The following is a 17,646-nucleotide window of genomic DNA, read 5'->3' as shown; positions in this document are numbered from 1 at the left end:
CAGGCTCGAGGTCGGCGGTCGCCCCGGCCTCCTGCATGTGGTAGCCGGAGATCGAGATCGAGTTGAAGCGCGGCATCCGCTGGCTGGTGAAGGCGAAGATGTCGGAGATGATCCGCATCGACGGCGCCGGCGGGTAGATGTAGGTGTTGCGGACCATGAACTCCTTGAGGATGTCGTTCTGGATGGTCCCCGAGAGCCTGCTCCGGCTTCACCCCCTGCTCCTCGGCCGCGGCGATGTAGAGCGCGAGGACGGGCAGCACAGCGCCGTTCATCGTCATCGACACCGACATCTGGTCCAGCGGGATGCCGTCGAAGAGGGTCCGGGTGTCGTAGATCGAGTCGATCGCCACGCCCGCCATGCCGACGTCGCCGCGCACCCGCGGGTGGTCGGAGTCGTAGCCGCGGTGGGTCGCCAGGTCGAAGGCGACCGAGAGGCCCTTCTGCCCGGCCGCGAGGTTGCGGCGGTAGAAGGCGTTCGACTCCTCGGCGGTGGAGAAGCCGGCGTACTGCCGGATGGTCCACGGCTGGGTGGTGTACATCGTCGGGTAGGGCCCGCGCAGGAACGGGCTCAGCCCCGGGTAGGTGTCGAGCGCGTCGAGGCCCTCGAGGTCCTCGGGGCCGTACGACGCCTTGATGTCGATGCCCTCGGGGCTCTTCCACGGCTCGGCCTCCGCAGGCGCGGCGGCCGGCGCCGGGGCGGAGCCGGCGAGCGGGAGACCCGCGAAGCCTGTCGGGGATCGTCATGCCAGAGCCTCCCGGGTCCGGTTGAGGAAGGACAGGGCGTCCACGCCCATCGCGGCACTGTCGTCGGCGTAGTCGGTCCCCTTGCCGGCGATGACCACGTGCGTGGCGCCCGCCTCGCGGAGCGCGGCCGCGGCGTCCGCGCCCCACTCCTCGTAGGCCGCGTCGGTGCCGGCGAGGCACACGACCGGCTGGCCGGCGTACGCCGCGACCAGGCTCGTCCACGCCCGCGGTCGGTCCGGCGATCTCCACGCCGATGCCACCGGCGGCGAACAGGTTGCTCACGAAGGTCGCCCGGGCGGTGTGCTGGGCGATCGTGCCCAGCGTGGCCAGGAAGACCGGCTGGGCGGCCGGCTCGTCGCGCAGCGCCTCGAAGGAGGCGCCGTAGCGTCGTACCCGGTCGTTGAGGGGGTCGGGCGCGCGCTCGGGCAGCGTCTCGGCGAGGTTCGGGAACTCGCTCACGCCGGTCAGCGGCCGCTTGCGGCGGGCGATGTCGGTCTCCCGCTGCGCGACGACGGCGTCGATCCGGGCGCGGAAGGCGTCGAAGTCGTGCCCGCTCTCCCACTCCTGCTCCAGGCGCTGGAACTCCGCCCACCCGGCCTCGGCGAGGTCGGCGGTGAGCTTCTCGACGGCGTACGCGCCGCCGGCCGGGTCGGCCACCGCGGCGACGTGGGACTCGTCGATGAGCAGGTGGTTGACGTTGCGCGCGATCCGGCGGCCGAAGCCCTCGGGCAGGCCGTTGGCGCTGTCGAAGGGCAGCACCGTGACCGCGTCCGCGCCGCCGACGCCGGCGGCGAAGGCTGCGACGGTGCCGCGCAGCATGTTGACGTAGGGGTCGTACTTGCTGAGCATCGGCCGGCTGGTGGCCGCGTGCTGGCGCTGGGTGCCGGTCGCGCCCGCCGAGGCGCCGCTGAGCTCCAGGACGCGGGCCCACAGGATGCGGGCGGCGCGCAGGCTTGGCGATCGTCGGGAACTGCTCGTCGGTGGCGGCGTAGCGGAAGTCCACCTGGGCGGCGGCCTCGTCCACGGACAGCCCGTGGTCGGTCAGCCAGCGCAGGTACGCCGTGCCGACGGCGATCGACCAGCCCAGGCTCCTGGGCGTCGCTGGCCCCGAGGTCGTGCGCGGCCGTGGCGTCCACGACGATCGCGCGCAGGTCGTGCTGACGGGCCTTGCGCACCAGGGTCTGCAGGCTCCGCGACGGCGTCGTCGACGGCCAGCGGGATCTCGCGCAGCATCGCGCCGAGCGGGTCGACGCCGAGGTTGCAGTCGGGGTGCTTGTCACCGGGCAGCGCGAGGAAGGCCTCGGCCACCGCGGTCGTGGCCGACGGCGCGTCGAGGACGACCGGCGCCAGGTCGAGCAGCACGTCCTTGAGCGTGGTGGCGACGTCGGTGCTCTCGTCCGCGGCGAGCCACAGGCTCGTCACCCCACCGTCGAGGTCGACCAGCGCCGCCTCGTTGGCGAGCTTCGCGTCCGGGCCGCTCACCAGGCTGCGCACGTCCCACGCCCCCTGGCGGTTCGGCCGCACCGGCGTGGCCGGGCCGCCCGGCTCGCCGAGCGGGGTGATGCCGATGCCGTCGAGCGTCGTCCGGGTCAGCCTTGTCCCACACGGCGCTGTCGGGGTCGTTGTCGCCGAGCTTTGCGCGTCTTGCGCAGCACGGCGGCGGTGGCGGCCTCCCATTCGGCGCGCGAATGCGCGTCCTCGGGCTGCGCCAGCGTCAGGGGCGAGTCAGTCACGAGGGTCGACTTTATCTGCGACCGCGCCGGTTGCCGCGAGGTGTGACCAATCTCCGGGCTACCGCCAGGTAGGTTCCGCTCCGTGAAGGTGCGCGATCCGGGCGGGCAGACGTGGCGGGTGACCCGTCGGTGGGTGCCCTGGCGGCGTCGGCTCAAGGGCATCGACAGCGGCCCGCTCGACCTGGCCACGGGTCTCGGGGACGATCCGATCAGCGCGATCATCGCGATCGTCCTGCTGATCCTCGCGCTGCCCTTCATCGCCTTCTCGCTGGTCGTCGCGGCCGGTTCGCTGCTGCTCCTGCTGCTCCTGCCCTTCGCCGTGCTCGCCCGGGTGCTGCTCGGCCGCCACTGGACCATCGAGGCCCGCCGCGGCTTCACCATCTGGTGGGACGCGCCGTCCGGCGACTGGCGGGCCAGCGGCGAGCGGATCCGCGCGGTGGCGGGCGCGATCGCGCGGGGGGACACGCCGCCACGCACGGTCGGCGGGGAGCCGGACCCGGAGGGCTGACCGCCTCCCGGCATTCACCCGCCGGACACCGCCACCTCCGACTCCGGCAAGGTACGGCGCCCACGGTGGTCCCATGAGGATCGTCCTGGCCACCGAGACCTTCTACCCCGCGGTCGACAGCACGACGACCACGCTCAAGGCGACCGTCGACCGGCTGGTCGACCTGGGCCACGCGGTGCGGATCGTCGCGCCGGGGCCGGGGCTGGCGAGCCTACCGCGGCTGCGACGTGGTCCGGGTGCGTCCGCTGGAGCCGACCGGCGCGCAGGTGCGCGACGCGATCGAGTCCTTCGAGGCCGACGTGGTCCAGGTCCACTCCCCCGCAACGTCGGCCGCAAGGCGCTCAAGCACGCCGCCCGGCTCGGGGTGCCGACCCTCGCCGTGGAGCAGTCCGCGGTCCTCGACCTGGCCGCGGACTACTGGCGGGCCAAGATCGCCGAGCGGGCCGACCGGGTGCTCGTCACCTCGCCGTGGATGGTCGAGCGGGCCGCGGAGCCCGGCGTCGCCGCGCACCTGTGGGAGCCGGGCGTCGACACCCGTGCGTTCAACCCGACCCTGCGCGACCCGTGGCTGCACGCGTCCTGGTCGAAGGCCAAGTCCCGGGAGGGCGGCCGCATCGTCGTCGGCTACGTCGGGGGCCTCCACAAGGCCGCCGGGGTACGCCGCTTGGCGGACCTCGCCAAGGTCCCCGGCACCCGCCTGGTGGTGATCGGCGACGGACCCGAGCGCGAGTGGTTGGCCCGCCGGCTGCCGAGCGCCCGCTTCACGGGCCCGCTGTCGATCGGCGACCTGACCGTCGCCGTACCCACCCTCGACGTGCTGGTGCACCCGGGCGAGCACGAGACGGACTGCCACGCGGTGCGCGAGGCGGCCGCGTCCGGCGTACCGGTGGTGGCTCCGCGGGCCGGCGGTGCGCGCAGCGTCGTGTCCCACCTCGAGACCGGTGTCCTGTACGACGCGAGCGACCCGCGCGACCTGGTCCGCGCCGTCGCGGCGGTGGCCGCGGACCCGCACCGTCACCTGATGGGCGCCGCGGCCCGCACGCGCATGACGGCGCGCACCTGGACCGACGCGGTCGACGAGCCTGGTCGCGCAGCACCTCCCGGTGCCGGCGACCGCCTGAGGCTCAGCCCGAGACGATCCCCACCACGAGGTTGATCGCGGTCGCCAGGATCGCGGCGCCGAAGAGGTACGAGAGCAGGCAGTGCCGCAGCACCACGGCCCGCACGGCGGCGCTCTGCACCGCGGTGTCGGAGACCTGGTAGGTCATCCCCAGGTTGTAGGCTGAAGTAGAAGAAGTCCCGGAACGACGGCGGCTCGGTGCCGTTGAAGTCGATCCCGCCGGGTGTGTCGGAGTAGTAGAGGTGGGCGTAGCGCGCGGCGTACATCAGGTGCAGCGAGGCCCACGACAGCAGCACGGCCGCCAGCCCGACGGCGGCGTCCAGCCGGCTCGCGTCGTGGCGCCCGTCGAGCAGGAGCGCGACGACGGCGCCGAGGCCACCGAGCGCCGCGGCGGCGACGACCAGCTCGTCGACGGCCGGGCGCAGGTCCTCGCGGGTCGCCCGGGCGCGGGTCGCGTCGGCGTCCATCGGCCACAGCACGCTCCACCCGAGCACGACGAAGACCGCGGCGGCGGCCGCGATGCCGACGAGGGGCCCGGCGAGCCCGGCGAGCGCGCCGGCCACGACCGCGGCGAGCAGCCGCGGCCAGGCGGAGGGGACGAGGGTGGGGCGCTTCATCGCGCTCACCCTACGGCGGACGCGTGGTATTCATGCCCGGTGGACATGCGGCGGCTGGAGTACCTCACCGCGCTCGCCCGTGAGGAGCACTTCGGACGGGCCGCGGAGGCCTGCCACGTGACGCAGCCGGCCCTGTCCGCCGGCGTCCGCAAGGCTGGAGCAGGAGACCGGCGTCCACATCGTCAAGCGCGGCCAGCGGTTCGAGGGCTTCACCCCCGAGGGCGTGCAGGTGCTGCACTGGGCGCAGCGCACGCTCGCCGAGCGGGCGATGCTGGAGCAGGGCCTCGCCGAGATGCAGGGCGGGCTCTCGGGCACGCTGCGCATCGGCGCGATCCCGACGGCCCTGAGCGTCTCCTCGCTGCTGACCACCCCGCTGCGCCGGCGCCACCCCAACGTCGGCTTCCACCTCGCGTCGATGTCCTCGCGCGAGATCGTGCGCCGCCTCAACGACTTCGACATCGACGTCGGCATGACCTACGTCGACGGCGAGCCCCTCGGCCGGGTGCGGGTGGTGCCGCTCTACCGCGAGCGCTACCTCTTCCTCACGCCGCTCGACGGCGAGCACGGGGAGAGGGAGGCGGTGTCGTGGGCCGACGCCGCGCGCGCCGAGCCTGTGCCTGCTGACCACCGACATGCAAAACCGGCGGATCGTCGACGGCCACCTGGCGGAGACCGGCGTCGAGAGCCACGTCGTGGTCGAGACGGACACCATCTCCGCGATCTACGCGCACGTGTCGTCGATGGGGATCTCCAGCGTCGTACCGCACACCTGGCTGCCCGCCTTCGGCGTCCCCCACGGGATCCGGGTGATCGAGTTCGCCGGAGCCGCGCCGCACCTACCAGGTGGGGCTCGTGCTCGCCGGGCACGGCCCGGAGTCGCTGCTGGCGCAGGCCCTGGTCGACACCGCGCGCGGGGTCGACCTCACCCGGGTGCTGGACGAGATCCCCGACGCGCGGGCGCGATAGCCGTTGGCTATCGGCGGATGAACAGACGCACTTTGACGTGCGTCACATCTCCTTCGTAGACTGACGGGTGGTCCGGGCCGCCTCGTCCCGGCACGTCCCGAGTCGTGGAAGGCAGGTGCGCCGTGGCTGCGCTCTCGTTCCTGGATCGCGCCCACACCGTCGCGCCGCCCGGCTACAGCCGCTGGCTGATCCCGCCGGCGGCGCTCGCGATCCACCTGTGCATCGGTCAGGCCTACGCGACCAGCGTCTACAAGGCCCAGCTCGAGCACCACTTCGGCGCGAGCCACACGCGGATCGGCTTCATCTTCTCGATCGCGATCGTGATGCTCGGGATCTCCGCGGCCCTCTTCGGGACCTGGGTCGACCGCAACGGCCCGCGCAAGACGATGTTCGTCGCGGCCTGCTGCTGGGCGGCCGGCTTCGTCGTCGCGGCGGGCGGCATCGCGATCGGCGGCTCCCTCGGCCTGTGGGTCGTCTACCTCGGGTACGGCGTGATCGGCGGCATCGGGCTCGGCCTCGGCTACATCTCGCCGGTCTCCACGCTGATCAAGTGGTTCCCGGACCGGCCGGGCCTCGCGACCGGCATGGCCATCATGGGCTTCGGCGGCGGTGCCATGATCGCCTCGCCGCTGTCCACGAAGTCTGCTGGAGACCTACGGCGGCACCGACGGCGACAAGGTGATGAAGGCTCTTCCTCACCCTCGGCGTCGCCTACTTCTGCTTCATGATGATCGGCGTCTTCCTGGTCCGGGTCCCGGCGCCGGGCTGGGCGCCCGACGGCTACGACCCGTCGAGCCTCACCCAGAAGGCGCTGGTCACCAGCAACCACGTCTCGGCGGCGAACGCCATCAGGACCCCGCAGTTCTGGCTGCTCTGGACGGTCCTGCTCTGCAACGTCACGGCCGGCATCGGGCTGCCGGAGAACGCCAAGCCGACCATCCAGGACTTCTTCCGGGAGAAGTCCGCCGACGGCCTGTGGGTCTCCACCCTGGCCGACGACGCGGCCGGCGCCGCGGTCGTGGCCGGTGGCTTCGTCGCGCTGCTCTCGGTCGCCAACATGGCCGGCCGCTTCGGCTGGTCGACCGCCTCGGACTACCTGGGCCGCAAGACCACCTACGTGCTGTTCCTCGGCGCCGGCATGGTCCTCTACCTGGCGCTGGCCTCCGGGCTCGCCGGGACCTCCACCGCCCTCTTCGTGCTCGTGTGCATGGTCATCGTGTCCTTCTACGGCGGCGGGTTCGCCACCGTGCCGTCGTACCTGCGCGATCTCTTCGGGACCTTCCAGGTCGGCGCGATCCACGGCCGGCTGCTGACCGCCTGGTCCACGGCGGGAGTCCTGGGGCCGCTCATCATCAACGGCGTGCTCGACTCCCGCGAGCCCGTCCAGGGGCCGAACCCGCTCGCCGGGCAGACCGTCGACGGCGTCGTGCAGCCCGACACGATCGAGGTGCTGACGGCGACGGACTACTCCCTCGGCCTCTTCATCATGGTCGGCATCCTCGCGATCGGCTTCGCCGCCAACCTGCTCATCAAGCCGGTCGCGGAGCGCTTCCACGAGCAGGACGCCGTCACCGACGCCGTCGACGCCGGGCACTGACCCTCCACCGAAAGGACTCCGCACATGGCCAGCGAGCACGCAGCAGGCAGCCAGCGCACCCGGATCGCGGTCACCTGGACCGTGGTCTGCCTCCCGCTCGCCTACGGGATCTTCAGGCTCCGTCAAGGCCGCCCTCAAGGCTCTTCACGGGCTGACGGGCGTCTCCAGCAGCAGGCGGTCGGCGCCGGCGTAGACGTTCATCGACGCACCGCGCAGGAAGCCGACCAGGGTGAGGCCGTTCTCCTCGGCGAGGTCGGCGGCGAGCGAGGACGGCGCGGAGACGGCGGCGAGCATCGGGATGCCCGCCATCACCGCCTTCTGGACGAGCTCGAAGGACGCGCGGCCACTCACCATGAGGATCGTCTCGCGCAGCGGCAGCAGGCCACCGCGGACCGCGTGCCCGATCACCTTGTCGACCGCGTTGTGGCGGCCGACGTCCTCACGGAGCACGAGGAGGCTCTCCCTCAGCCGAGAACAGTGCGGCCGCGTGGAGCCCGCCGGTGCGGTCGAAGACGCTCTGCGAGGCCCGCAGCCGCTCGGGCAGCAGCGCGAGCGTCGACGGCGCGACCCGCAACGGGTCCTCGGCGACCGACCACGTGCTCGCCGTGCGCACGGCGTCGAGGCTCGCCTTGCCGCACAGCCCGCACGAGGAGGTGGTGTAGAAGTTGCGCTCCAGCGAGAGGTCCAGCGGCGGCAGGGCCGGGTCGAGTGCCACGTCCACCACGTTGTAGGTGTTGCTGCCGTCGTCGGTGGCGCCGGCGCAGTAGCGCGCGGTCAGCACGTCGGAGGCGGAGCGTACGACGCCCTCGCTCACCAGGAACCCGACGGCGAGGTCGAAGTCGTCCCCCGGCGTACGCATCGTGATCGTCAGCGCCCGTCCGCCGACGCGGATCTCCATCGGCTCCTCGGCGGCGAGCGTGTCCGGACGCTGGTCGAGGACCCCGTCCCTGATCCGCAGCACCCGGCGCCGGCTGGTCACCCGTCCCATCGCAGTCCTCTCTCCGTGTCGACGACTCCTCGTCCGCGCACCAGCGCCGCGGCGGCGACGCCCGCCCCGACCCCGCGGCGCGTCACGGCGGTGTCGAGGTCAGCCTGCAGCGCCAACGGGCTCCAACCGCACGATCACGCCCTTGGAGGTCGGGGTATTGCTCACCGCGGCCACGCTGTCGAGGGGCACCAGCACGTTCGTCTCGGGGTAGTACGACGCCGCGGAGCCCCGCGCCGCCGGGTAGGCCACCACGCGGAAGCCGTCCGCACGGCGCTCGGAGCCGTCGGTCCAGACGCTGACGATGTCGACGAGGTCGCGGTCTGCGAGCCCGAGGTCGGTGAGGTCGTCGGGGTTGACCAGCACCACCCGGCGCGCGTCGTGAATGCCGCGGTAGCGGTCGTTCGGGGCGTAGGGAATGGTGTTCCACTGGTCGTGCGAGCGCAGGCTCTGCAGCACCAGGTGGCCCGGCGGCGGGTCGAGCATGTCGAGGTCGTTGGGCACGAAGACGGCCTTGCCGCTGGGCGTCCGGAAGGTCATCGAGTTCACCGGGTTCGGCAGCCGGAAGCCGCCGGGGACGGCGACCCGGGCGTTGAAGTCCTCGAAGTCCGGTACGACGCGCGCGATCCGGTCCCGGATCAGGGCGTAGTCGGCCTCGAAGTCCTCCCACGGGATCGGGTTGCCCGCACCGAGCACCCGCCGCGCCAGCCGGCACAGGATCGCCACCTCGCTGAGCAGGTGGGGGGACGCCGGCTCCAGGCGGCCACGGGACTGGTGCACCTCGCTCATCGAGTCCTCGACGGTGACGAACTGCTCGCCGCTCGCCTGCACGTCGCGGTCGCTGCGGCCCAGCGTCGGCAGGATCAGCGCGGTCTCGCCGACCACGGTGTGGGAGCGGTTGAGCCTTGGTGGAGATCTGCACCGTCATCGAGCAGGCTCCGCAGTGCGGCCTCGGTGACCAGGCTGTCGGACATCGCCCGCACGAAGTTCCCCGCGACGCCGACGAAGACCTTCGCCCGGCCGTCGCGCATCGCACGCACCCCGGCGACCGAGTCGACCCCGTGCGCCCGCGGCGGGTCGAAGCCGAACTCCGCGCCGAGGCGGTCGAGGAAGGAGTCCGGCATCTGCTCCCAGATCCCCATCGTCCGGTCGCCCTGCACGTTGCTGTGCCCGCGCACCGGGCACACGCCCGCGCCCGGCTTGCCGATGCTGCCGCGCAGCAGGAGGATGCTCACGATCTCGCGGATGGTGGGCACGCCGTGGCGGTGCTGGGTCAGGCCCATCGCCCAGCAGACGATGATCCGCTCGCTGTTCATCGCGCGCCGGGCGAGCTCCTCGATCTCGGAGCGGGACAGACCGGTCGCGGCGAGGACGTGCTCCCAGGTGAGCGTCCGGACGTGGGCGGCGAACTCGTCGTACCCGGTCGTGTGGCGGGCGATGAACTCCTGGTCCAGCACCGTGCCGGGCGCGGCCTCATCGGCCTCGATGAGCGAACTTTGTTGAGCATCTGGAACAGGGCCAGGTCGCCGCCGGGGCGGATCTTGAGGAACTGGTCGGCGATGACGGTGCCGCGGCCGACCACACCGCGTGGCTTCTGCGGGTTCTTGAACCTCTTCAGCCCGGCCTCGGGCAGCGGGTTGATCGCCACGACCTTGCCGCCGTTGCGCTTGGTCTCCTCCAGCGCGCTCAGCATCCGCGGGTGGTTGGTGCCCGGGTTCTGGCCGACCACGAGCACCAGGTCGGAGGAGTGGATGTCGTCGAGGGAGACGCTGCCCTTGCCGATGCCGAGGGTCTCCCCCAGCCCCGACCCGCTCGACTCGTGGCACATGTTCGAGCAGTCCGGCAGGTTGTTGGTGCCGAAGGAGCGGGCGAAGAGCCTGCAGCAGGAAGGCGGCCTCGTTGTTGAGGCGTCCGGAGGTGTAGAACATCGCCTCGTCCGGGGAGGCCAGGCCGTTCAGGCTCGTCGGCGAGCAGCCCGATCGCCTCGTCCCAGCCGATCGGCTCGTAGTGCGTGCCGCCGGGGCGCTTGACCATCGGCTCGGTGAGCCGGCCCTGGTGGTTGAGCCACATGTCGGAGGCCTGGTCGAGGTCGGCGATCGAGTGCTCGGCGAAGAACTCGCGCGTCACCCGCTTCGTGGTCGCCTCGTCCGCGACGTGCTTGGCGCCGTTCTCGCAGTACTCGTTGGTGTGCCGGTGCTTCGGGTCCGGCCATGCGCAGCCCGGGCAGTCGATGCCCTCGGCCTGGTTGAGGTTCAGCAGCGTCAGGGCCGTACGACGGGGCCCGGCCTGGGCCAGGGCGTACTCCATCGCGTGCGCCACGGCCGGCACGCCGGCGGCCCAGTCCTTCGGAGGGGTGACCTTCAGGTCGTCCTGGGGATCCTCGTTCGACCGCATCCTCGCCTCGCACCTCTCCTGGTCCCGGCTCCCGGCCGCCCGCACCGCGCGCGACCGCCCTCTCCAGCGTGCCCCCCGGACCCTGAGGCGTCAAAGACCGATCACGCATCGGCCGATAACGAGCATCGATCGCCGCGTGCCTGGTGCGCGGCGCGGCGATGACCGATCATCGAGGCGTGCCCGCCCCCACGCCCCAGGCCGTGCTCGCCCCGCTGACCGAGTCGGCGATCTTCCTGACCTACCGGCTCGTCGAGGGCGAGGACACCGACGGCCGGGTCCGTGACCTGCTGGCCGACCTCGGCGGCCTGCGCCGCTCGGTCGGCTTCCGCATCCCCGAGGGCGACCTCACCTGTGTCGCAGGCATCGGCGCGCAGGCGTGGGAGCGGCTCTTCGACCGGCCCCGCCCGGCCGGGCTGCACCCGTTCCAGGAGGTCGCCGGTGCGATCCACCGGGCACCCGCCACCCCCGGCGACCTGTTGCTGCACATCCGGGCGCACCGGCTCGACCTGTGCTTCGGTCGGCGCAGCCTGGTCACCGGGAGGCTCGACGGCGCCGCGGTCGTCGAGGACGAGGTCCACGGATTCCGCTCCTTCGACCAGCGCGACCTGCTCGGCTTCGTCGACGGCACCGAGAACCCCGAGGGCGAGGAGCGCCGGGCGGCGGTGCTCGTCGGGGACGAGGACGCGTCGTACGCCGGCGGGAGCTATGTGATCACCCAGAAGTACCTCCACGACCTCACCGCCTGGAAGGCGCTGAGCGTGGAGCAGCAGGAGACTCGCCATCGGCCGCAGCAAGGCCGACGACATCGAGATGCCGGACGACCGCAAGCCGAGCAACTCCCACGTCGCCCTCACGACGCTGGTCGACCCGGACGGCACCGAGCACGTCATCGTCCGCGACAACATGCCGTTCGGCCGGGTGGGTGCGGGCGAGTACGGCACCTACTTCATCGGCTACGCCCGGGACCCCGCAGTGACCGAGCGGATGCTGCGACGGATGTTCGTGGGCGAGCCCGCGGGCAACCACGACCGGGTGCTCGACTTCTCGACCGCGGTCACGGGCAACCTCTACTTCGTCCCGCCGGCGGGCTTCCTCGACGCGGCGGCCGACGCGAGCCTGAGTCGCGGGTAAGGCTTGCCTTACGTGCATATCTCACATGATCCGGGTCACCTACCGGTCGGTAGCGGGAGTAGCGTGGCCCCCCGTGGCAACGACGACGCGACCTGAATTGGTCAAGGGCTCTCGAGCAGCCCGCACGACCATCGCCTTGAAGATCCTGATGGCCCTGAGCGGCCTGCTGTTCATCGCCTTCGTGCTGGGGCACATGTACGGCAACCTCAAGGCGTTCGCCGGGGAGGAGAAGTTCAACGAGTACGCGCACCACCTGCGCGAGCTCGGGACGCCGATGCTCCCCTACGAGGGCTTCCTCTGGATCCTGCGCGTCGGCCTCATCGTCGCCACTGGTCGTCCACGTCGCCTGCGCGGTCGCGCTGTGGCGCCGTGCCGCCAAGGCCCGCCCGGTGCAGTACGCCGTGAAGCGGAACCGCGGCTCCTCGCTCTCCTCGCGCACGATGCGCTGGGGTGGGCTGACGCTGCTGCTGTTCATCGTGTGGCACCTGCTCAACTTCACCATCGTCAAGATCAACCCGAGCAACGGCGACACCGGCGGTGAGAACCCGTACGCGCTGGTCGTCGACACCTTCGACACGTGGTGGATGACGATCATCTACCTGGTCGCGATGGTCGCGCTCGGTCTCCACCTCCACCACGGCACGTTCAGGTTCTCTGCAGACCCTCGGCTTCACGAACTCCGCCACCTCCCGCGCCCGGGCGCGCGCGGCTGGCTGGGTCGTCGCCATCGTGGTCGCCGGCGGGTTCTCGCTGGTTCCGCTGTCCGTCCTCGTCGGCATCATCGAGAAGTAAGGGGCCAACGACATGGCTGCAGGAACCCACTACCTCCCCGGTCTGACCCCGACCAACGAGCCGTCGGTGCAGACCTCCGACGACGCCGCGGGCTACTACGAGCTCGGCGACAAAGCTCGTCGACCAGCACGCTCCCACCGGTCCCATCGCGGAGCGCTGGACCACCCGCAAGTTCGAGAACCGCCTGGTCAACCCGGCCAACCGCCGCAAAGCTCGACATCATCATCGTCGGCACCGGCCTGGCCGGTGGCGCCGCCGCCGCCACGCTCGGCGAGGCCGGCTACAACGTGAAGTCCTTCTGCTACCAGGATTCCCCGCGCCGGGCGCACTCGATCGCCGCCCAGGGCGGCATCAACGCGGCCAAGAACTACCGCGAGGACGGCGACTCGACGTACCGCCTCTTCTACGACACGGTCAAGGGCGGCGACTACCGCTCGCGCGAGTCGAACGTCTTCCGCCCGGCCGAGGTCTCGGCCAACATCATCGACCAGTGCGTCGCCCAGGGCGTCCCCTTCGCCCGTGAGTACGGCGGTCTGCTCGACAACCGCTCGTTCGGTGGCGTGCAGGTCTCCCGCACCTTCTACGCGCGCGGCCAGACCGGCCAGCAGGCTGCTGATCGGCGCCTACCAGGCCATGGAGCGCCAGGTCGCGGCCGGCACCGTCGAGCAGTTCACCCGCCACGAGATGCTCGACCTCATCGTCGTCGACGGCAAGGCCCGCGGCATCGTCGCCCGCGACATGGTCACCGGCGCGATCGAGACCCACCTCGCCGACGTCGTCGTGCTCGCCTCCGGCGGCTACGGCAACGTCTTCTACCTCTCGACCAACGCCATGGGCTCCAACGTGATGGCGGCCTGGCGGGCGCACCGCAAGGGCGCCTACATGGCGAACCCCTGCTACACGCAGATCCACCCGACCTGCATCCCGATCTCGGGCGCGCACCAGTCGAAGGCTGACCCTGATGTCGGAGTCGCTGCGCAACGACGGCCGGATCTGGGTGCCGAAGAAGGTCGAGGACTGCGAGAAGGACCCGCGCGAGATCCCGGAGGAGGACCGCGACTACTACCTGGAGCGGATCTACCCCTCCTTCGGCAACCTGGTCCCCCGTGACATCGCCTCCCGCGCGGCCAAGTACATGTGCGACGAGGGTCGCGGCGTCGGGCCCGCCATCGAGGAGGTCCAGGCCGACGGCACCAAGAAGATGGTCCGTCGCGGCGTCTACCTCGACTTCGCCGACGCGATCAAGCGCCTCGGCAAGGACGGCGTGGAGGAGAAGTACGACAACCTCCTCGACATGTACGAGCGGATCACGGGCGAGAACCCGTACGAGGTGCCGATGCGCATCTACCCCGCCGTGCACTACGTGATGGGCGGCCTGTGGGTCGACTACGAGCTCCGCTCCAACATCGACGGCCTCTTCGTGACCGGTGAGGCCAACTTCTCCGACCACGGCGCCAACCGCCTCGGTGCCTCGGCGCTGATGCAGGGCCTGGCCGACGGCTACTTCGTGCTCCCGAACACCATCCGTGAGTACCTCGCGGACGGCCCGTTCGAGAAGATCGACGAGAGCCACCCCGAGGTGCAGGCCACGCTGGGCGCGGTCAACGAGCGCGTCGCCAAGGCTGATGTCGATCAACGGCACCCGCTCGGTCGAGTCGATCCACAAGGAGTCTCGGCTCGATCATGTGGGAGTACTGCGGCATGGAGCGCACCGAGGAGGGCCTCAAGCTCGCGATCGAGAAGATCAAGGAGGCTTCGCAAGGAGTTCTGGACCAACGTCCGCGTGCTCGGCTCCGCCGACTCGCTCAACCAGGACCTCGAGAAGGCCAACCGGGTCGCCGACTTCATCGGTACCGGCGAGTCGATGTGCATCGACGCCCTCAACCGGCGCGAGTCCTGCGGTGGCCACTTCCGTGCCGAGTCGCAGACCGAGGACGGCGAGGCGCTGCGCCACGACGACGAGTTCGCCTACGTCGCGGCGTGGGAGTGGGGCGGCGACTCCAACGAGGGTGGCAAGCCGGTCCTGCACAAGGAAGACCTGATCTACACCGCTATCGAGCTCAAGCAGAGGAGGCTACAAGTGAAGGCTCACCCTCAAGATCTGGCGCCAGGAGAATGCCGCGGCGCAGGGTGCGATGCACACCTACGAGACTCGACGGTGTCTCCTCCGACATGTCGTTCCTGGAGATGCTCGACCTGCTCAACGAGCAGGCTCGTCACCAGCGGCGAGGAGCCGGTCGCGTTCGACTCCGACTGTCGCGAGGGCATCTGCGGCATGTGCTCGCTGATGATCAACGGCGAGGCGCACGGCCCCGAGGTCACCACGACCTGCCAGCCTGCACATGCGCTCGTTCAAGGACGGCGACACGATCACCATCGAGCCGTGGCGCGCCGAGCCCTTCCCGGTCATCAAGGACCTGATCGTGGACCGGTCGGCCTTCGACCGGATCATCCAGTCCGGCGGCTACATCTCGGCCAACACCGGCTCGGCGCCGGAGGCCAACTCGGTGCCGGCGCCGCGCGACAAGGCGATGCGCGCGTTCAACGTGGCGACCTGCATCGGCTGCGGTGCGTGCGTGGCGGCCTGCCCCAACGGCTCGGCCTCACTGTTCATGGGTGCCAAGATCACCCACCTCGGCGAGCCTGCCGCAGGGCCAGCCGGAGCGCTGGTCGCGCGTGGTCGACATGGTCGGCCAGCACGACCACGAGGGCTTCGGCGGCTGCACCAACATCGGTGAGTGCGCGGCCGCGTGCCCCAAGGAGATCCCGCTCGACGTGATCTCCCAGGCCAACAAGGACCTGCGTACCGCGCTCAAGAGCGGTCACTGACCCCCGGGTCGAGTTGGGGTTTTCCACCCGCGAGTTGGGGTTTTCCACCCGCGAGTTGTCAGTTCGCCACGGCCTCGGCCGTGGCGGACTGGTTTTCCGCCGGCGCCGGCCCGTCCTCGAGCGCGTGGTCGACGCCCGTCGGTGGTGAACCCACAGACTCGAGGGTGGGAAGTGCCGACTCGCGGCGGGGAAGTGCCGACTCGAGGGTGGGAAGTGCCGACTCGCGGCGGGGAAGTGCCGACTCGCGGGTGGGGAGTGCCGACTCAAAGGGGGAAACCCCCCACTCGAGTTGTGCCACGATGCGGGCGTGGGCTCCCTCTCGATCCGTGCGTGGGTGCAGGAGCGTCATGCGCAGCTGCACATGGCGCGCTGGATGCTGGAGTTCGACGACGAGGACGCCGAGGACGAGTTCGTCGTCTACGACGACATGCGCGGGCTCAACGAGGCCCGCTTCCCGCTGGCGATCGGCACCGTCTTCACCCTGGTGTACGGCGTGGTGGACGTCCTCATCCTCGACGAGGTCCCGCTCGGGCTGGTCCTGATCCGGGTCGCCGGGGCGATCACCTTCCTGGCCGCCGGCATCGTCATCACCCGCTCGATCTGGGTCGGCCGGCACCTGCAGACTGGCCTCCGTCGGCCTGCTCACCGTGATGCTGGTGGCCCTGGGGACGCTGATGGCCCGTTCGGCGGACTTCCCGCCGGAGTACCTGCGCACCTCCTGCACGGTCACCCTGCTGGGCGCGGTCGGCCTGCTGCGGCTGCGGATGCACGCCGCGATCGCGATGACGGCCGTGTACGTCGCGGTGTGCCTCACCCTCCCCGGTGTGCTGGGCGGCGTGGACACCCTCGCCCGCAACGTCGCGCCCACGGTCGGCCTGGCGGCGATCGCCCTCCTCATCGCCTACGCCCTGGAGAAAGCCTGCGCCGCACCGACTACCTGCGCCAGCGCGAGGTGGAGATCGAGCAGGCCCGCTCCGAGGAGCCTGCTGCACAACGTCCTGCCGGCCACCATCGCCCGCCGGCTGCGCACCGAGCAGGGCGCGATCGCCGACTCCGCACCCAGCGTCAGCGTGCTCTTCTCCGACATCGTCGGCTTCACCCCGGTCTCCGAGGCGCTCAGCCCGGAGGAGCCTGGTGCAACTGCTCGACACGATGTTCCGCGAGTTCGACGTGCTGTGCGAGCAGCGCGGGATCGAGAAGATCAAGACCGTCGGGGACGCCTACATGGCAGTCGCCGGCCTGCCGGTCGCTGACCCGGACCACGCCGCCTCGCTCGCCGAGCCTGGCCCTGGACATGCAGCGCACGCTGAACCGGCTCTCACCGTCGTGGCCCAGCCCGGTGGCGATGCGGATCGGGATCGCGTCCGGGCCGGTGGTCGCCGGCGTGATCGGGCGGCGCAAGTTCACCTACGACCTGTGGGGCGACACGGTGAACACCGCCAGCCGGATGGAGTCGCACGGGCGGCCGCACCGGATCCAGGTGGCCGAGGCGACGTACGCCCTGCTCGCGGACCGGTACGCGTTCAGCGACCCGCAGACGGTCGACATCAAGGGCAAGGGCCCGATGACGACCTACTTCCTGCTGGGCGCGTCCTGACGGCTCAGCCGCCCGGCGGGTTCGTGCCGTAGGGGTCGATCGGCGCACCGTCGCCGGTCGTCGGCAGGTCGCCGCGGGAGACCGGCGACGACGGTGTCGCCGGTGTGAGGTCGCCACCGTCCTGGCGGCGGGCGCCGAGCGCCGCCGCGACCAGGTCCGCCCGGTCGACGGCACCCACCGGAGCGCTGAGCGCCAGGACGTGGCCGTCGGACGCGACGACGTACTCCTGCCAGCCGCCGCCGGTGCGGTACCAGCCGGTGGCGTCGGGCACGCACGACGCGACAACGCCCTCCGGCAGTGGGTCGCGCCCGCAGCGCGCGGTGTGGTAGGTGCCCCTGCTGACCCGGAGGTGGGCCTGGCCGGTGGGGTCGTCCTGCGCAGGCACGTACGTCGCGCCGTAGTCCGCATCGCCCAGCACGCCCGCCGACTGCTCGGCCAGGCTCGAACCCGGGAGCTCGACGGCGTACACCAGGCCGGGGTCGACCCCCTGGCCGAGCACCCGCTGGAAGGTGGCGTCGGGCAGGGGCACGGGGCCGTCGTCGGCGGCGTCCTCGGTGCCGCACCCGGCGGCCGGGAGGAGCGCCAGGACGGAAAGGCCGGCGAGCACACGAGGCATGCGACGACCGTAGGACG

At 71.4% G+C, this 17,646-nt stretch carries 15 protein-coding genes and 8 pseudogenes; 12 read left to right on the top strand and 11 right to left on the bottom strand.

The genetic code is table 11. The features are described from left to right. Positions 1-97: 97 nt before the first annotated feature. The 4 genes and pseudogenes from G5V59_RS30480 to G5V59_RS30465 form a co-directional block, all read right to left on the bottom strand. A pseudogene (locus G5V59_RS30480) lies at positions 98-157 on the bottom strand (hypothetical protein); the annotation flags it as partial. A gap of 109 nt (positions 158-266) precedes the next feature. Then, positions 267-635, bottom strand: a pseudogene (locus G5V59_RS30475) (methylmalonyl-CoA mutase family protein); the annotation flags it as partial. A 424-nt stretch (positions 636-1,059) separates the two neighbouring features. Beyond that, positions 1,060-1,662, bottom strand: a pseudogene (locus tag G5V59_RS30470) (methylmalonyl-CoA mutase family protein); the annotation flags it as partial. Between the two features lie 123 nt (positions 1,663-1,785). Further along, a complete protein-coding gene (locus G5V59_RS30465; protein ID WP_278258961.1) occupies positions 1,786-2,421 on the bottom strand; it encodes a hypothetical protein in 636 nt (211 codons plus the stop codon). A 138-nt stretch (positions 2,422-2,559) separates the two neighbouring features. Between G5V59_RS30465 and G5V59_RS30460 the strand changes: the two genes are divergently transcribed. Both G5V59_RS30460 and G5V59_RS30455 read left to right on the top strand, forming a co-directional pair. Then, on the top strand, positions 2,560-2,985 hold the full coding sequence (locus tag G5V59_RS30460) for a hypothetical protein (RefSeq protein ID WP_278258960.1): 426 nt from the start codon (positions 2,560-2,562) through the stop codon (positions 2,983-2,985). Positions 2,986-3,058: 73 nt separating this feature from the next. Next, positions 3,059-4,141 carry a glycosyltransferase gene (locus tag G5V59_RS30455; RefSeq protein ID WP_278258959.1) on the top strand — a complete coding sequence of 361 codons (1,083 nt, stop codon included), beginning with the start codon at positions 3,059-3,061 and terminating at the stop codon, positions 4,139-4,141. On the opposite strand, the gene G5V59_RS30450 is transcribed toward G5V59_RS30455, so the two are convergent. Both G5V59_RS30450 and G5V59_RS30445 read right to left on the bottom strand, forming a co-directional pair. Next, a complete protein-coding gene (locus tag G5V59_RS30450) occupies positions 4,110-4,253 on the bottom strand; it encodes a DUF1345 domain-containing protein (protein ID WP_278260158.1) in 144 nt (47 codons plus the stop codon). The genes G5V59_RS30455 and G5V59_RS30450 overlap by 32 nt on opposite strands. Positions 4,254-4,329: 76 nt before the next feature. After that, positions 4,330-4,722, bottom strand: a pseudogene (locus G5V59_RS30445) (DUF1345 domain-containing protein); the annotation flags it as partial. A 45-nt stretch (positions 4,723-4,767) separates the two neighbouring features. On the opposite strand from G5V59_RS30445, the gene G5V59_RS30440 reads away from it, so the two are divergent. The 4 genes from G5V59_RS30440 (at position 4,768) to G5V59_RS30425 (ending at position 7,285) form a co-directional block, all read left to right on the top strand. Beyond that, the gene (locus tag G5V59_RS30440; protein WP_278258958.1) at positions 4,768-5,346 is read left to right on the top strand and encodes a LysR family transcriptional regulator; all 579 of its coding nucleotides are present in this window, start codon (positions 4,768-4,770) and stop codon (positions 5,344-5,346) included. An 8-nt stretch (positions 5,347-5,354) separates the two neighbouring features. Beyond that, positions 5,355-5,747 carry a hypothetical protein gene (locus tag G5V59_RS30435; RefSeq protein WP_278258957.1) on the top strand — a complete coding sequence of 131 codons (393 nt, stop codon included), beginning with the start codon at positions 5,355-5,357 and terminating at the stop codon, positions 5,745-5,747. Between the two features lie 63 nt (positions 5,748-5,810). Then, on the top strand, positions 5,811-6,416 hold the full coding sequence (locus G5V59_RS30430) for an MFS transporter (RefSeq protein ID WP_278258956.1): 606 nt from the start codon (positions 5,811-5,813) through the stop codon (positions 6,414-6,416). Next, the gene (locus tag G5V59_RS30425; protein WP_278258955.1) at positions 6,413-7,285 is read left to right on the top strand and encodes an MFS transporter; all 873 of its coding nucleotides are present in this window, start codon (positions 6,413-6,415) and stop codon (positions 7,283-7,285) included. The genes G5V59_RS30430 and G5V59_RS30425 overlap by 4 nt, the downstream gene beginning before the upstream one ends. Positions 7,286-7,429: 144 nt before the next feature. Here G5V59_RS30425 and G5V59_RS30420 read toward each other — a convergent pair whose 3' ends face one another. The 4 genes from G5V59_RS30420 to G5V59_RS38045 all read right to left on the bottom strand — a co-directional run bounded on the left by G5V59_RS30420 (position 7,430) and on the right by G5V59_RS38045 (position 10,198). Beyond that, the gene (locus tag G5V59_RS30420; RefSeq protein ID WP_278258954.1) at positions 7,430-7,735 is read right to left on the bottom strand and encodes a formate dehydrogenase accessory sulfurtransferase FdhD; all 306 of its coding nucleotides are present in this window, start codon (positions 7,733-7,735) and stop codon (positions 7,430-7,432) included. Continuing rightward, positions 7,725-8,264, bottom strand: coding sequence for a formate dehydrogenase accessory sulfurtransferase FdhD (locus tag G5V59_RS30415; protein ID WP_278258953.1), 540 nt, complete (start codon positions 8,262-8,264; stop codon positions 7,725-7,727). The genes G5V59_RS30420 and G5V59_RS30415 overlap by 11 nt, the downstream gene beginning before the upstream one ends. 108 nt (positions 8,265-8,372) lie before the next feature. Then, positions 8,373-9,155 carry a molybdopterin dinucleotide binding domain-containing protein gene (locus tag G5V59_RS30410; protein ID WP_278258952.1) on the bottom strand — a complete coding sequence of 261 codons (783 nt, stop codon included), beginning with the start codon at positions 9,153-9,155 and terminating at the stop codon, positions 8,373-8,375. Beyond that, complete coding sequence (locus tag G5V59_RS38045) at positions 9,134-10,198, bottom strand: hypothetical protein (RefSeq protein WP_341351069.1); 1,065 nt, start codon at positions 10,196-10,198, stop codon at positions 9,134-9,136. The genes G5V59_RS30410 and G5V59_RS38045 overlap by 22 nt, the downstream gene beginning before the upstream one ends. Positions 10,199-10,822: 624 nt before the next feature. Between G5V59_RS38045 and G5V59_RS30395 the strand changes: the two are divergent. The 6 genes and pseudogenes from G5V59_RS30395 to G5V59_RS30370 all read left to right on the top strand — a co-directional run. Continuing rightward, positions 10,823-11,407, top strand: a pseudogene (locus G5V59_RS30395) (Dyp-type peroxidase); the annotation flags it as partial. Positions 11,408-11,474: 67 nt separating this feature from the next. Further along, positions 11,475-11,795 (top strand): Dyp-type peroxidase domain-containing protein, encoded by a 321-nt coding sequence (locus G5V59_RS30390; protein WP_278260156.1) that lies wholly within the window; start codon positions 11,475-11,477, stop codon positions 11,793-11,795. 329 nt (positions 11,796-12,124) lie between these two features. Further along, positions 12,125-12,379: pseudogene (locus G5V59_RS30385) on the top strand (succinate dehydrogenase); the annotation flags it as partial. A gap of 353 nt (positions 12,380-12,732) precedes the next feature. Next, positions 12,733-14,667: pseudogene (locus G5V59_RS30380) on the top strand (fumarate reductase/succinate dehydrogenase flavoprotein subunit); the annotation flags it as partial. 55 nt (positions 14,668-14,722) lie between these two features. After that, positions 14,723-15,416, top strand: a pseudogene (locus G5V59_RS30375) (succinate dehydrogenase/fumarate reductase iron-sulfur subunit). A gap of 307 nt (positions 15,417-15,723) precedes the next feature. Next, complete coding sequence (locus tag G5V59_RS30370; protein WP_278258950.1) at positions 15,724-17,013, top strand: adenylate/guanylate cyclase domain-containing protein; 1,290 nt, start codon at positions 15,724-15,726, stop codon at positions 17,011-17,013. 4 nt (positions 17,014-17,017) lie between these two features. Here the strand turns inward: G5V59_RS30370 and G5V59_RS30365 are convergent, their stop codons facing one another. Then, complete coding sequence (locus tag G5V59_RS30365) at positions 17,018-17,629, bottom strand: hypothetical protein (protein ID WP_278258949.1); 612 nt, start codon at positions 17,627-17,629, stop codon at positions 17,018-17,020. Positions 17,630-17,646 lie beyond the last annotated feature (17 nt).

Source organism: Nocardioides convexus (genome assembly GCF_011090295.1).
Note: the sequence above shows the minus strand (reverse complement) of the source record. Positions and strands in the feature narration are given on the sequence as shown.

Coding starts and splice junctions, on each gene's coding strand:
- G5V59_RS30455 (WP_278258959.1), top strand. CDS start 3,059: ATGAGGATCGTCCTGGCCACCGAGACCTTCTACCCCGCGGTCGACAGC.
- G5V59_RS38045 (WP_341351069.1), bottom strand. CDS start 10,198: ATGTTCTACACCTCCGGACGCCTCAACAACGAGGCCGCCTTCCTGCTG.
- G5V59_RS30440 (WP_278258958.1), top strand. CDS start 4,768: ATGCGGCGGCTGGAGTACCTCACCGCGCTCGCCCGTGAGGAGCACTTC.
- G5V59_RS30465 (WP_278258961.1), bottom strand. CDS start 2,421: ATGGGAGGCCGCCACCGCCGCCGTGCTGCGCAAGACGCGCAAAGCTCG.
- G5V59_RS30365 (WP_278258949.1), bottom strand. CDS start 17,629: ATGCCTCGTGTGCTCGCCGGCCTTTCCGTCCTGGCGCTCCTCCCGGCC.
- G5V59_RS30450 (WP_278260158.1), bottom strand. CDS start 4,253: ATGACCTACCAGGTCTCCGACACCGCGGTGCAGAGCGCCGCCGTGCGG.
- G5V59_RS30390 (WP_278260156.1), top strand. CDS start 11,475: ATGCCGGACGACCGCAAGCCGAGCAACTCCCACGTCGCCCTCACGACG.
- G5V59_RS30435 (WP_278258957.1), top strand. CDS start 5,355: ATGCAAAACCGGCGGATCGTCGACGGCCACCTGGCGGAGACCGGCGTC.
- G5V59_RS30425 (WP_278258955.1), top strand. CDS start 6,413: ATGATGATCGGCGTCTTCCTGGTCCGGGTCCCGGCGCCGGGCTGGGCG.